We start from the raw sequence: 13,477 nt of genomic DNA, 5'->3' as shown, positions 1-13,477 counted from the left end.
CGGCCGCCGCCGACGGGCGCCTGAGCAGTCACTGTCACCCGGAAGCTGAGACAATCGCGGTATGGATCGTCTGGACAGGGAAATCCTCGGCGTTCTCCAGGAGGACGCGCGGATCTCGTACCGGGATCTGGGCGCACGGGTCGGGCTCAGCGCCAACGCGGCCGCCGACCGGGTGCGGCGGCTGCGCCGGGACGGTGTCATCCGCGGCTTCACCGTGATCGTCGACCCCGCCGCCGACACCCGGACCGGTCTTGTCGTCTTCATCGACGTGACGCTGCGGATGGACACCACCAACGAGGTCTTCGAGCGGGCGGTGCTGACCCTGCCCGGGATCACCGAGGTGGTGCACGTGACGGGCGGGCACGACTATCTCGTCCGCGCCACCGCCGCCGACACCGCGGCGCTGGACGCACTGCTGCGCAGACTCAGGCGGGAGGCGGGCGTCGCCCACTCCAACACCCGGGTCGCGCTCAGAGCGGCGCCTGCCAGATGACGGCCGGCGGGCGCGAGCCGTCCCGTTCCCGGCCGTCGTCGTCGACCGTCAGCCGGACCGCGGCCCTGCCGTCGGGCAGCACGGCCGTCGCATCGACCTCCACCTCGATCTCCGACACCCCGGTCCGCCGGTGCGCGGCCGCCAGCGCCCCGCGCAGCGCGGCGAGCAGCTGCTCGCCCACCGGCTCCCGCACCAGGGCGTCCACCGCCCCGGTGAAGCGCACCGACGGCTGGAAACCGAGCACCGCGGCCGCGCCCCGGGTCTCCCGCAGCACCTGACCGCGGAAGGTGGTGGGGGCCTCGGCGGGCGGCTGCTGGAGGGCGAAGATGGTCGTCCGCACCTCCTGGATCGTGGAGTCCAGCTCGTCGACGGCCCTGCCGAGCAGCTCGTCGGTCTCCCCGCCACCGGCCCGGCGGCGGGTCGACTCCAGCATCATTTCGGTGGCGAACAGCCGCTGGACGACGAGATCGTGCAGATCGCGGGCGATCCGGTCCCGGTCCTCGTACACCGCGAGCTGCTCGCGGTCGTGCTGGGAGTCCGCCAGGACCAGCGCGAGTGCGGCCTGCGAGGCGAACTGCGAGGCCAGCAGCCGGTCCGTGGCCGTGTACGGGCGGCCGCCGCGCCGCCGGGGCAGGGCGAGGGTGCCGATGAGCCGCCCGCCGCTCTGCAGCGGAAGCAGCATGCTGGGCCCGAACCGGGACCGTACGGGCGTCGTCATCAGGGGATCGGTCGACGAGTCCTCGATGAAGACCGGCTCGCCGCCCAGCAGCTGGACCAGGACGGGGGAGCCGGGTGCGATGGCGGTGCCCACCAGACCGGCCGGATCGTCGAGTGTGGAGGCGGCGACGATCTCCATCCCGCCCTCCTCGGTCGGCTGGAGGATCACCCCGGCTGCCGCGTCGCTGAGGATCCTGGCCCGTTCTGCCACGGTGGTCAGGGCGTCGGCGGCGTTCTTCCTGGTCAGCAGGGTGTTGGTGACCGCGGCCGCGCCCTCGATCCAGCGTTCCCGCTGCCGGGCCGTCTCGTACAGCCGGGCGTTGCCGATCGCGATCCCGGCCTGCGAGGCGAGGATCCGCAGGAGCGCCGTGTCGGTGTCGGTGAAGTGCGCGGTGCTCTTCTCGGTGAGGTAGATGTTCCCGAACACCTCGTTGTGCACCCGGATCGGGGCGCCGAGGAACGAGCGCGTCGGGGGATGCCCGGGCGGCACCCCGGTGGAGCGGGGGTCGGTGGTCACGTCGTCGGAGCGCAGCGGCCCCGACTCGTCGATGAGCGCGCCGAGCATGCCCGAGTGGCCGTCCGGGTAGTCGCCGATGGCTTCCCGTTCGGCGTCGCTCAGCCCGGAGACGAACAGTTCGCCGATGGTGCCGCGCTCGGGGTCCAGAACCCCCAGCACCCCGTAGCGGGCCTCGGTGAGCGCGGTGGCGGCGTCGATGATCTGCTGCAGGGTGGACCGTAGTTCGAGATCGGTGCCGACGCTCAGCACCGCCTCCAGAAGCATCGGCAGCCGGGGCGCCTGCGGGATTCCTCCGCCGGGTGTCGCGTCGCGCTGTTCGTCCGTCATCCGCCGTACGACCCGTGGCGCTCAGCAGCCGAGCGGGTCGAGGACCATCGGGCGGATCTTGCCGTCCAGCATGGCGCCGAGACCCAGTACGGAGCAGACGTCGGGCCGCTCGGCGATGTGCACCGGCATGCCCGTCGCGTCGCGCAGCATCTGGTCGAGACCGGGCAGCAGCGCGCTGCCGCCGACCATCATGATCCCGCAGTCGGCGAGGTCGGCCACCAGATCGGGCGGGCAGCCCCGCAGCACCTTGCCCAGACCGTCGAGGACCGCGGTCAGCGGGCGGTGGAGCGCCTGCCGCACCGAGTCGGTGTCGACCTGGACGGAGCGGGCCAGGCCGGTCGCCACGTCCCGGCCGTGGATCTCGGTGACGGTGGGCCCGTGGGGGGTTGGGCCGATGCCGCTGAGCGCCAGTTGCAGGGGGCGTACGGACTGGCTCGGCAGCATCAGCTCGTGGTACTGGCGCAGATGCTCGATCACCGCGTGGTCGATCGCGTCGCCGCCGATCGGGATGCGTACGGCGGTCACGATCGAGCCGAGCGAGAGGACCGCGATCTGGGTGGTCGCGGCCCCGCACACCATGATCATGGTGGCGGTCGGCTGCTCGACCGGCAGTCCGCAGCCGACGGCCGCCGCGATCAGGGTGTCGACGAGTTCGACGCGACGGGCACCGAGGCCGACCAGGGTCTCGACGGCGGCCCGCTGGGCGAGCGGATCGCTGTCGTGCGGGGTGCTGGCGGCGGCGCGCAGCCGTGGCTTGCGGCGCAGCTGCCGGCGGAGCTTCTCGCCGAGCAGCTGGCGCAGCATGCGCTGGGCCATCTCGATGTCCACGACCGTTCCGCCGGAGACCGGACGGACCACCCGGATGTAGTCGGGGGTGCGGCCCGTCATCTGCTCGGCGAGCGCGCCGACGGCGATGAGCGAGCCGGTCCGGGTGTTCACGGCGGCGGCGCTCGGCTCGTCGACGACGAGCCCGAGCCCCTTGATGTACACCCGGGTCCGGGCGGCCCCGAGGTCGACAGCGACATGGCAACGGCGCAACTGCTCAAGGCTGACGGTCACGGCAGGTCCTCCCGAGAGCACTGATGGGGGTACCGACGGGCAGCCGGTTCTCTTCGTATCGTGCGCCGGTGGGAGGTGTTGTGCGCGGCGGGATGGGCCGTAGGGGGTAAGGCGCTGACGGCTCGTCGGCCGATGACCTCTCGGTCCCGTCAGCGCGGGAGTAGCCGTTGGAGCAGGCCCCAGGTGAACTCGGCGACGTAGGGTTCGCCGGTTTCCGGCGCGGTGGCGGGAGCGGTGTCCGGGGCGGTGCCCGGAGCCGTGATCGGAGCGGTCTTTGGAGGCGTGGCCGTGGCCGGAGCGGTGATCGCGAGCGCCCAGCGGGTCGGCGCGCTGCCCTCCATCGGGCGGGCCGGTGCGAAGGCCCGGGCCACCTCGTCCACGGTGCACGACCAGGGGCGCAGATCCCCGGCCGTGTGCAGGGCGGGGGCGGCCGCGCCGGGGGCCCGCACCAGCCACTCGTTCCATACGGCCCCGCCCGGCCCGGCCATCACCTCGAACCGCAGATCCGGCCAGAGCGGCACCGGCCAGAGCAGCGCGTCGCACTCCAGATCACCGACCGTGCGGCGCAGCGAGGACTCGGGCTCACCGAGCACGGAGCGGTAGCGGCGCAGCGACCCCCGCCCCCTCGGCGCCCGCACCATGGCCTGCCAGCGGCGGTTGGCCTCGCGCATCTCGGCGAGCGTGGCACTCAGTTCGTACCGGGCGTCCTCGACGAGGCCGGGCTGGTGGTCGGCCATCCGGCGCAACAGGACAAGCTGGAATTCACGGGGGCCGAAAGGCGTGGCGGCGGTCATGGAATCAACGCTTCCACACAACATCCTCACCTGAGTCGCTTTCTCTTTTGTCCGATGGGCATCTAATCTGCGGGCGCCATGGATTACTGCCACCCCTGTCAGCGGCATCTCAACGGAGCCCTGGCCTGTGCCGGATGCGGAACCCCCGCGGAGGCGCTGAGCCACTACGCCGCGCCCGCGCCCCTCCGCCACGAGCGGGACGCGCGGGACGAGAAGACCGCGCCGTCCCGTTCCGGAGGCCGGCGCCGCCCCGGGCGCGACGCTGCCCGGACGGAGCGCGCCGCCGCCCCGGCGGGGCACGGTGGGCGCGGCTCACGTCGGCCGGGCCGGGGCCGCCGGGCCCGTAGCCGTCGCGGCCGTACGGTGCTGCTGGGGCTGCTCGGGGTGGTCCTCGCCGCCGGGGCGCTGAGCCTGGCCGAGCTGGCGACCGAGTCCGGCGGCGGCGACGGCGCCTCGGACTACGTACGCGAGTCGACGTCCGTCACGACCGCGCCCGCGCCCGCCCCCGAACCCACGACGAGCGGCACCGTCGAGCCGCCCGGCCCCGTGGACACCCCCGCGGGCAGCCCCTCGGTGGTTCCGGCCACCGACGCCCACCCCTCCGGCGCCGGCCGCACGGGCCGGCCGCGCCCCGAAGGCGCCACCTCGGCCCCGGCGGCCACCGCGGAGGTGTCCGTCACCCCGTCCGAGGCGGCGCCCATCACCCCGTCCGCCGTGCCGTCCGAGCCGGACGGCACGGGCGACGAGCCGTCGCAGTCCCCGGCCCCCGAAGAGCCGGCACCCACGCCCACGCCGACCCCCACCCCGGCGCCGGCCCCTTCGGACACCTGCTGGTTCCTGTGGTTCTGCTGAGACCCACGGGCTGAGACCCGGGGACTGAGACCCACTGGCTGAAACCCGGGGACCGAGACCCACGGGCTGAGGGCCACCAGAGGCTGAGCCCCGGGGCCCGAAACCGGGAGGTTCAGGCCGACGGTTCCATGCCCAGCATCCGGCGCAGCAGATCCCGCAGCACCGCGCGGTCCGCGTCGGAGAGGCCGGCCAGTGGTTCGCGGGCGAAGTCGAGCGATTCACGCAGTTGCCGCGCCGTCCGGGTGCCCTTCTCGGTGGGCGCGGCCAGCTTCACCCGCCGGTCGGCCGGATCGGGCCGACGCTCTACCAGGCCGCGCACCTCCAGCCGGTCGATGATGCCGGTCACGTTCGACGGCTCGCACTTCAGCTTCTGCGCGATCCGGCGCATCGGCATCGGCTCCAGGGAGAGCAGCCCGAGAACCCGGGCCTGCGCACCGGTGAGGCTGTGCGCGGCCGCGGCCTGCTCGTACTCCTCGTAGTAGCGCGCCACGACGGTGCCGATGAGCTCGACGACTTCGAGGGTCAGTGGGTCTGTACGGGTGGCCATGACGCCCAGGATAGCCGGTTACTTGACAACATGAAATATCTAGGCGCATGGTTGTTTCACATGGTGAAGCTTTTCCGCTCCGGCCGAACGGCTTCCCGCACCTCCCTCCCCCCCCGAGACATTGAGGAGACACCGAGCCCATGTCTGCAGCACTTCCCACGTCCAGCCGTGAATGGCACCTCGTAGCCCGTCCGCACGGCTGGCCGAAGGCCGAGGATTTCGCGCTGCGTGAGGCACCGGTCACCGCTCCTGCCGAGGGCCGGATCCTCGTCCGCAACCGGTACTTCTCGGTCGACCCCTACATGCGCGGCCGGATGAACGACGTGAAGTCGTACACCCCGCCGTTCAAACTGGACCACCCCATGGACGGGGGCGCGGTCGGCGAGGTCGTCGCGTCCAACGCCGAGGGGTTCGCGGTCGGCGACCAGGTCCTGCACGGCCTCGGCTGGCGCGAGTACGCCGACGTCCCGGCCGAGCGCGCCGTGAAGGTCGACGCCTCCCTCGCCCCGCTCTCCGCCTACCTCGGCGTGCTCGGCATGACCGGGCTCACCGCCTACGCGGGCCTCTTCGAGGTCGCCTCCTTCAAGGAGGGCGACGCGGTCTTCGTCTCCGGCGCGGCCGGTGCGGTCGGCAGCCAGGTCGGCCAGCTGGCGAGGATCAAGGGCGCCTCGCGGGTCATCGGCTCCGCGGGCTCCGACGAGAAGGTCAAGCTGCTGGTCGAGGAGTACGGCTTCGACGCCGCGTTCAACTACAAGAACGGCCCCGTCGCCGAGCAGCTGCGCGAGGCCGCTCCCGACGGTATCGACGTCTACTTCGACAACGTCGGCGGCGAGCACCTCGAAGCCGCGATCTCCTCGTTCAACGTGCACGGCCGCGCGACCATCTGCGGCATGATCGCGCAGTACAACGCGACCGAGCCGGCCCCGGGCCCGCGCAACCTCGCCCTCGTCATCGGCAAGCGGCTGCGCCTTCAGGGCATGCTCGTCGGCGATCACGCCGCCCTCCAGGGGAAGTTCGTCCAGGAGGTGGCCGGCTGGCTGGCCTCGGGCGAGCTGAAGTACCGCGAGACCGTCGTCGAGGGCATCGAGAACGGCTTCGAGGCCTTCCTCGGGTTGCTCCGTGGCGAGAACACCGGAAAGATGATCGTTTCTCTCGGCTGACACCGCTGTCAAGGCACCCGTTAGGCTCATCCCAGGCCGTCGCGATCGTGGGCGCGAGTCGCGGCGCATCAGCAGAAGGATTCATACATCATGACCATTCAGGACATCGCCGTCGCGTACACCGCCGTCGCCACCGCCGAGAACGGCCGCGACGGCCGGGTCTCCTCGGACGACGGCAAGCTCGACGTGGTCGTCAACCCGCCGAAGGAGATGGGCGGCAGCGGTGCGGGCACCAACCCGGAGCAGCTCTTCGCGGCCGGCTACAGCGCCTGCTTCCAGGGCGCGCTGGGTGTCGTGGCCCGCCAGGAGAAGGCCGACATCTCCGGCTCCACGGTGACCGCCGCGGTCGGCATCGGCAAGACCGAAGCCGGTGGCTTCGGCCTGGAGGTCGCGATCACGGCGACCATTCCGAACGTCGACACGGCGACCGCGCAGGCGCTCATCGAGAAGGCCCACCAGGTGTGCCCGTACTCGAACGCGACGCGCGGCAACATCAAGGTCGAACTGTCGGTCGCCTGACCGCACGCACGACCTCTACGGCGCGCAACACTCGTACGGCACGGCCGACTTGCACGGCGCGCACGGCTCGTACCGCGCGTAAGTCTCGTACGGCACGCACGACTCGTACGGCGCGCACGACCCGTACGGTACGTACCGCTCGTGCCACGGACACCGCTCGTACGTGGCCGAGGGCCGCATCCCAGCCGGGGTGCGGCCCTCGGCGCTGTCCGGTGCTCCGGGCACGGCGGGGGAGCCGTGACCGGCGCCGCGCTCCACGCTCGGCCCGGCGTCCACCGTCACCGTCGGCGGCACCCGTCTCCCGGGTCGGCCGGGCGGACCCGCGCAAGTACCCTGACGGAATGCGTGAAGCGGCAGCCGGATTCGGCTATTTGTTCAACGGGCAGCGCTGGGTCGCCCGGCACGGACGGTGGTTCGGCATCGGCCTGATCCCCGGCCTCATCACCCTGGTGGTGTACGCGGGCGCGCTCGTCGGCCTCGGCTACGGGGCCGACGACCTGGCGGCCTGGGCGACCCCCTTCGCCGACGACTGGTCCTCGCCCTGGCTGGGGCTGCTCCGCACCACCCTGACCGTGCTGGTCTTCGCCTTCGGCCTGTTCCTCGCGGTGATCACGTTCACCGCCGTGACGCTGCTGGTCGGGCAGCCCTTCTACGAGTCGCTCTCCGAGGAGGTCGACCGGGCCGAGGGCGGAGAGGTCCCCGTCTCCGGGCTGACGCTCTGGCGGGAACTGTGGATCTCCGCCCGGGACAGCGTGCGCATCCTGGTGCGGGTCGCCCTGTACGCCGTCCTGCTCTTCGCCCTCGGATTCGTCCCGGTCGCCGGCCAGACCGTCGTCCCGCTGATCGGCTTCTGCGTCACCGGCTACTTCCTCGCCGAGGAGCTCACCGCCGTCGCGCTCCAGCGCCGCGGCATGGTGCTGAAGGACCGGCTCGTGCTGCTGCGCGGCCGCCGCCTGCTGATCCTCGGCTTCGGCGTGCCGCTGGGCCTCGCCTTCCTGGTCCCGTTCGTCGCCGTGTTCCTGATGCCGGGGGCCGTCGCGGGTGCGACCCTGCTGGCGCGCGAACTGGTGGGACAGGGCGACGACACGGACGACGAAGGGGACGACGGGGAGGGCGAGGCGATGCTGCCGTCCACCTCGCCGCACACCGTCAACGACTGAGCCCGCCGGTACGCGTCAGCTCGTGTGCACCTCCAGCGCGGTGCGGACCGCCGACTCCAACGCCCCTTCGATCCAGGCGGGCTTGACCGAGGTGTGGCAGCCGGCGAAGTGCAGCGGCCCCTCGGCGGAGCGCACATCGGCGAGCAGTTCGGTGTGCTGGCCGGGCAGCAGCACGGACGCCTCGCCGTACGCGTACGGGTCGCGCATCCACGACTGGGTGGCACCGGCCCCCGTGTAGAAGACCTCGATGCGCTGCCCGTACACGTCCTGCACCCCGCCCAGGGCGTGCGGGTAGCGCTCGTCGTCGTCCAGGGAGTCCCACTTCAGGGCGTCGTCGGCCCAGCTGTACGAGGCGAGGAGAACGCCACCCCTGCTCTTGTCGACCGGGTGGGAGGGCTGGTACATGAACCGGTTGGCGTTGTCGGTGACCGATCCGCCGCCGATGACGTGCGCCGCCTCGGGCTGGTTGCGGGCGGTCGCGCGGTACGCCGCATAGTGCACGCGCTGGTTGGGCGGCAGATGGCCGGAGGGTACGGAGGAGTGCGCGCCCAGCAGTGAACCGTCGGCCGGTGCCTTGCCGAGCCGGTACGCGTCGTACAGACCGGGCCGGATGCTGTTCAGCTCGGTCTTCCAGTCCTTCTCCTCGAACTCCCACCAGCGGCGGCTGAATTCGAGCAGCACCTTGGTGGCCGCGTCGTAGTGGATCTCGGTCACCGCGCGCCGCTTGCCGTACGAGAGCGCGGGGGTGACCGGGATGTGGCGCAGCCCGGAGAACGGCACGGTGACGATCGCGCGGTCGCCGGTGAACGTCTCCCGCACGACCTTGCCGTCCCGGCCCTCGGACACCGTCTCGACCCGGACGCCGTCGGCCCCGTGGCTGATCCTGGCGGCCCGGCGGTCCAGCCGCACCAGGTCCTTGACCTTGGCGTACATCGCGTCGGCCAGCGTCGCCGTGCCGTTGGGCAGTTCGTAGAACGCGGTGTCCGGGCTGATCAGGGAGGCCCCGATGAAGCTGTGCACGAAGGCGAGGTGGAGCCGTGAGGTGAGGTTCTCGACCGTGCCGATGAGGTCGATGGTGCGTTCGTCGAGCTTGGCCGCCTCGGTAAGGAAGCGGAACATCGACCAGTGCCCGTACCGCTGGATGACGCGTGCCCAGCCATTGACGAGTTCCGAGCCCTCCTTGCCCTCGAACTCCGCGCGCACGGGGGCGAAGGCCTCCCGCACGATGGTCGAGGCCGCCTTGTTCTCGAACTCGGCGGGGACCCCGAAGGAGCGGTTGACCGCCTGCGGCTTCTTCGCGTAGTCCGCCTTGCGGACCCGGATGCCGTTGACGTGGATCCAGGTGTGGTTGACGGGCCGGCCGGCCTCGTCGACATCGACGAGGTAGAAGCGGCGGCGCTTGAGCGCGAAGCTGTCCATGAGCCCGGTGACGAGCGGGTGGCTGTCGGGGATGCGCATGGCCCCGGCCTCGGCGTACTGCTTCGGGTCGGCGAACGGCGCCTTCGAGTTCTCGTGGCCGCCCTTGCGGAAGGTCTTGATCCGGCCGCCGACCCGGTTGCCGTTGGCCTCGATCACGGTGACGGTGTGTCCGGCGTCGCGCAGCAGCCGGGCGGCGGTGAGCCCGGCCGGGCCCGCGCCGATGATCAGCACCTTCTTGGGCGCCTTGCGGCTGCGCGGCAGGCCCTTGGAGAGCAGGACGTCACGGTAGTGCGGCACCAGCGGCTCGTCCTGCTCGTCGCGTACGAGGATGGCGCGGGCGACGGTCAGGCAGGCGTTCCAGTCGGAGCCCGGGGCCGCCGCGGGGGCGGGGGCGGCAGGCGCGGCGGGGGAGCCGGGCGTGGCGGCGTTCGCCGCGGTCATGGCGGTCGCGGCAAGGGCGGTGGCGCCTGCGGCGGCGCCCGCGATCATGGTGCGCCTGGAGGGCAGGCCGGACGTCGGTTCGGCTGGCTTGGAAGTCATGCGGACACCCTGGGGGGCGCGAAACGGGCGCATTCACATGGACGCGCGTAGACCGCCCGGGAATCACCCTCAGGTGACGCTTAACGATCTTGTCGTATCGGCGTTGCCGCAGGTCATGTCAGTCGTGGGCGGGGTCGTGGCCTTCGGCTTCGGGGGCGTCCGCGGACTCCGGCCGCGAGGTCTGTGCGGCGTCGGGCCGCAGCAGCCGCAGGAAGTCCTGGAACGCTGCCGGCATGTCCACCGCTTCCGGGTCCAGCAGCCACTGGTACTGCAGCCCGTCCATCGTCGCGATCAGGAGCGGCGCGGCACGCTCCGGCGTGAGCCCGCCCGGCAGCCGCTCCCCGAACTCGGTGCGCAGCATCGCCGCCATGCTCGCCCGGACCTGGGTGTAGTGGTGGGTGAAGAACTCCCGCGCCGGGTGCCCCCCCCCCCGTCCACCCCCCCCGGCGGCACCCATGTACGGAAGAGCCCCGGAGCGGTCCCTGACCCCGCTCCGGGGCTCTTCCCCCGTACCGCCTCAGCGCACCGAGAAGCCGTACACCGTCGTCGACACGTACGCGCCGCCCGGCCGCAGCACCGTGCTCGGGAACTCCGGCCGGTTCGGGGAGTCGGGGAAGTGCTGGGTCTCCAGCGCGATCCCGGCGCACGGCCCGAACGGCTCCCCGTCGAAGTGGTCCGCCGTGTAGAGCTGAAGACCGGGTTCCGTGGTCGTGACGGTCAGGGCGCGCCCCGACACCTCGTCGTACAACTCGGCCGCCGGACCCGTCACGCCCTCGTCCAGCACGTAGTTGTGGTCGTACTCCTCGGGGACCGGCCGAGGCTCCCGGAAGTCGAACCGGGTCCCGTCCACCGGCAGGAACTCACCCGTCGGCAGCGACTCCGCATCGGCCGGGGTGATCCGCCCGGCCGCGATCCGCAGCCGCTGCCCGAGCGCGCTGCCGCTGTCGGCGCCCGCCAGGTTCCAGTACGTGTGGTTCGTCAGGTTCAGCACGGTCGGCGCGTCCGTCGTCGCCCGGTACGCGATCCGCAGCGCCCCGCCCTCGTCCAGCGTGTAGGCCACCGTGACCTCCAGCCGCCCCGGGAAGCCCTCCTCGCCGTCCGCCGAGACCAGGGACAGCTCGACCCCGTCCGCGATCTCCCTGGCGTCCCACACACGCTTGTCGAAGCCGAGGGCCCCGCCGTGCACGTGGTTGCGCCCCTCGTTGCGCGTGAGGTGACGGGTCCGGCCGTCGAGTTCGAAGGCCGCGCCGCCGATCCGGTTCGCGTACCGCCCGACCAGCGCGCCGAAGTACGGCCCGGTGTACTTCAGGTACGAGGCGAGATCCGGCAGGCCGAGCGCCACACCGGCCCGCACGCCGTCACGGTCCGGCACCTCGACCGACTGCACGACACCGCCGTACGTCAGCACGCGCACCCGCGTGCCGTCCCGCTCCAGCGTCCAGCGGTGCACGGCCGTGCCGTCCCCGAGGGTGCCGAAGTCTTCCGTACGCATCGCCGTACTCGAACCCGTGTCCATGATCACGAACTCTAGACCGGCCGGTTCTCACGCGGGGGGCCGGGCCGCCGTGACATTGCGGTACGCGATCTCGGCCAGCCGGGCCTGCCCGTTGCGCCCCGGGTGGAACCAGTCCCAGGGGCTGAGCTGCTTGCCGGTGAACCGGTAGTCGAAGACCGCCCCGCCGTCGTAACGGCAGCGCGGATCCTTCGCGCACACCTCGCGCAGCACGTCGTTGTACGCCACCACGCGCTCCCGCACCGCCGCGCGCCGGGCCACCGCCGGGGCGCTCATGTCGTCCGCGTCGCCCAGCATCGACTTGCAGATCCCCAGCTTCCAGATCTCCTTGCCCAGCTGGTTGCCGCGCCCCGTCGACCAGAGCCGCTTCAGATCCGGCACGCTCGACACGTACACCTGCGTCTTCGGCGCGGTGCTGCGCAACTGGCGCATCGACGCCTCGAACGACGCACGGAAATCGGCCACCGGCGTCATGACCCGCACCGAGTCCCGGCAGGCGTCGTTGGCGCCGATCATCACCGTCACCAGATCGGGGTCCTCCTTCGCGGCCAGCGCCATCTGTTCCGGCAGCTGGGCGATCCGGGCCCCCGTCTCCGCGTGGTTCCAACTGCGCTCCGCCGCGCCGGAGGCGCCGAGCAGCCGCACCGCGAGGCTGCGCACCGTGCTGTCCGTGCCGGTAGACCAGGAGGCCTCGGGACAGTCCGCCAGCACCGAGCAGGCGTCGAACCCGCGGGTGATGGAGTCCCCGACCGCCGCGACCGACCCCGGGCTGCGGTCCCAGACCGGTGCCGCCGCGGAGGGGCGCTGCCCGGCCGCCGCGCCCTTCGTCGTGCGGTCCGGTCCGGAGTCGCAGCCGGCCAGTGCGGCCGTGCCGAGGCACGACAGCGCGGCCACCGCGGCCAGCGCTGTGCGCGATCGGCGCCCCGCGAAGCGATCCGGCATTTCCCTGCTCCCCTCCTGTCCCATGCCCCCGGCAAACCCTCCTGGCACCGGTCGGCGGGCCCCCGTGCCCCGCCGGGTGAATGCAGAGCGAATGATGGGCCCAGGACCGACGGTACGTCACACCTCGGACGCCGCCGCACGGTAGCTTTTCCCCGTCGAACCAGTGGCTCTTTCGGCAGCCAGGCTCCACTCGGGTGGCTTCCGAACATCACATCACGTCACGTACTGTCCCTTTTCCGGAGATTAACTCCCGATGCTGTTAACTGATGAAAGCCTCGGGAACCGGCCGAGAAGAGACGGTTCGGGCGCGAGGCCGCGGGGGAAGGCGAACCTCGTCCCAGACTGGAGGTCCCGGTGACGACACGTGGAGTTCTGTACGTTCACTCCGCACCGCGCGCGCTCTGCCCACACGTGGAATGGGCGGTGGAGGGTGTACTCGGTGTGAGGGTCCAGCTCGACTGGATCAGACAGCCGGCCGTGCCCGGCACCTGGCGGTCCGAGTTCTCCTGGCAGGCCCGGCCGGGCACGGCCTCGAAGCTCGCCTCCGCGTTGCGCGGCTGGGATCTGCTGCGCTTCGAGGTGACGGCGGAGCCGTCGCCGGCCGCGGAGGGCGAGCGCTACAGCTCCACGCCCGAGCTGGGCATCTTCCACGCGGTCACCGGCATGCACGGCGACATCCTGATCCCCGAGGACCGGCTGCGGGCCGCGCTGGCGCGGTCGGTGCGGGGCGAGACGGACCTGGAGGCGGAGATCGCCACGCTCCTGGGCAAGCCGTGGGACGACGAACTGGAGTCCTTCCGTCACGCGGGCGAGGGCGCCCCGGTCCGCTGGCTCCACCAGGTCGTGTGACCGGGGGCCGTGTGACGGGGAGTCGTATGACCGGGGCCCGGCCGCGGACCCCGCGCCTCGAACACCGGC

13 protein-coding genes and 1 pseudogene are annotated in these 13,477 nt (G+C 72.0%); 6 read left to right on the top strand and 8 right to left on the bottom strand.

The window, feature by feature from the left end:
* Positions 1-61 precede the first annotated feature (61 nt).
* Positions 62-493, top strand: a complete 432-nt coding sequence (locus tag FHX80_RS06525; protein ID WP_145763331.1) for an Lrp/AsnC family transcriptional regulator — start codon at positions 62-64, stop codon at positions 491-493.
* Here the strand turns inward: FHX80_RS06525 and FHX80_RS06520 are convergent.
* From FHX80_RS06520 to FHX80_RS06510, 3 genes are all read right to left on the bottom strand, one after another.
* Positions 471-2,054: a GAF domain-containing protein gene (locus FHX80_RS06520; RefSeq protein WP_145763330.1), complete on the bottom strand. Its 1,584-nt coding sequence runs from the start codon at positions 2,052-2,054 to the stop codon at positions 471-473. The genes FHX80_RS06525 and FHX80_RS06520 overlap by 23 nt on opposite strands.
* Before the next feature lie 21 nt (positions 2,055-2,075).
* Entirely contained in the window at positions 2,076-3,113 is a 1,038-nt protein-coding gene (locus FHX80_RS06515; protein WP_145763329.1) for a rod shape-determining protein, read from the bottom strand.
* Between the two features lie 149 nt (positions 3,114-3,262).
* Entirely contained in the window at positions 3,263-3,907 is a 645-nt protein-coding gene (locus FHX80_RS06510; RefSeq protein WP_145763328.1) for a hypothetical protein, read from the bottom strand.
* Positions 3,908-3,985: 78 nt separating this feature from the next.
* Here FHX80_RS06510 and FHX80_RS06505 point away from each other — a divergent pair, with 78 nt between their 5' ends.
* Entirely contained in the window at positions 3,986-4,759 is a 774-nt protein-coding gene (locus FHX80_RS06505) for an SCO2400 family protein (protein ID WP_145763327.1), read from the top strand.
* A 112-nt stretch (positions 4,760-4,871) separates the two neighbouring features.
* Here FHX80_RS06505 and FHX80_RS06500 read toward each other — a convergent pair whose 3' ends face one another.
* A complete protein-coding gene (locus tag FHX80_RS06500; RefSeq protein ID WP_145763326.1) occupies positions 4,872-5,306 on the bottom strand; it encodes a MarR family winged helix-turn-helix transcriptional regulator in 435 nt (144 codons plus the stop codon).
* 140 nt (positions 5,307-5,446) lie between these two features.
* Here FHX80_RS06500 and FHX80_RS06495 point away from each other — a divergent pair, with 140 nt between their 5' ends.
* The 3 genes from FHX80_RS06495 to FHX80_RS06485 all read left to right on the top strand — a co-directional run bounded on the left by FHX80_RS06495 (position 5,447) and on the right by FHX80_RS06485 (position 8,145).
* A complete protein-coding gene (locus FHX80_RS06495) occupies positions 5,447-6,466 on the top strand; it encodes an NADP-dependent oxidoreductase (RefSeq protein WP_145763325.1) in 1,020 nt (339 codons plus the stop codon).
* Positions 6,467-6,556: 90 nt separating this feature from the next.
* A complete protein-coding gene (locus FHX80_RS06490; protein WP_145763324.1) occupies positions 6,557-6,985 on the top strand; it encodes an organic hydroperoxide resistance protein in 429 nt (142 codons plus the stop codon).
* A 341-nt stretch (positions 6,986-7,326) separates the two neighbouring features.
* Entirely contained in the window at positions 7,327-8,145 is an 819-nt protein-coding gene (locus FHX80_RS06485; RefSeq protein WP_145763323.1) for an EI24 domain-containing protein, read from the top strand.
* A 15-nt stretch (positions 8,146-8,160) separates the two neighbouring features.
* On the opposite strand, the gene FHX80_RS06480 is transcribed toward FHX80_RS06485, so the two are convergent.
* From FHX80_RS06480 to FHX80_RS06465, 4 genes and pseudogenes are all read right to left on the bottom strand, one after another.
* The gene (locus tag FHX80_RS06480) at positions 8,161-10,104 is read right to left on the bottom strand and encodes a flavin monoamine oxidase family protein (protein ID WP_145763322.1); all 1,944 of its coding nucleotides are present in this window, start codon (positions 10,102-10,104) and stop codon (positions 8,161-8,163) included.
* Positions 10,105-10,222: 118 nt separating this feature from the next.
* A pseudogene (locus tag FHX80_RS06475) lies at positions 10,223-10,531 on the bottom strand (TetR family transcriptional regulator C-terminal domain-containing protein); the annotation flags it as partial.
* 90 nt (positions 10,532-10,621) lie between these two features.
* The gene (locus tag FHX80_RS06470; RefSeq protein ID WP_145763321.1) at positions 10,622-11,620 is read right to left on the bottom strand and encodes an aldose epimerase family protein; all 999 of its coding nucleotides are present in this window, start codon (positions 11,618-11,620) and stop codon (positions 10,622-10,624) included.
* Positions 11,621-11,647: 27 nt separating this feature from the next.
* A complete protein-coding gene (locus tag FHX80_RS06465) occupies positions 11,648-12,559 on the bottom strand; it encodes a GDSL-type esterase/lipase family protein (protein ID WP_145763320.1) in 912 nt (303 codons plus the stop codon).
* Positions 12,560-12,913: 354 nt separating this feature from the next.
* Between FHX80_RS06465 and FHX80_RS06460 the strand changes: the two genes are divergently transcribed.
* On the top strand, positions 12,914-13,408 hold the full coding sequence (locus FHX80_RS06460; RefSeq protein WP_145763319.1) for a DUF3145 domain-containing protein: 495 nt from the start codon (positions 12,914-12,916) through the stop codon (positions 13,406-13,408).
* The last annotated feature ends 69 nt before the right edge of the window (positions 13,409-13,477 follow it).

The organism is Streptomyces brevispora, assembly GCF_007829885.1.
Taxonomy (GTDB): domain Bacteria; phylum Actinomycetota; class Actinomycetes; order Streptomycetales; family Streptomycetaceae; genus Streptomyces; species Streptomyces brevispora.
Note: the sequence above shows the minus strand (reverse complement) of the source record. Positions and strands in the feature narration are given on the sequence as shown.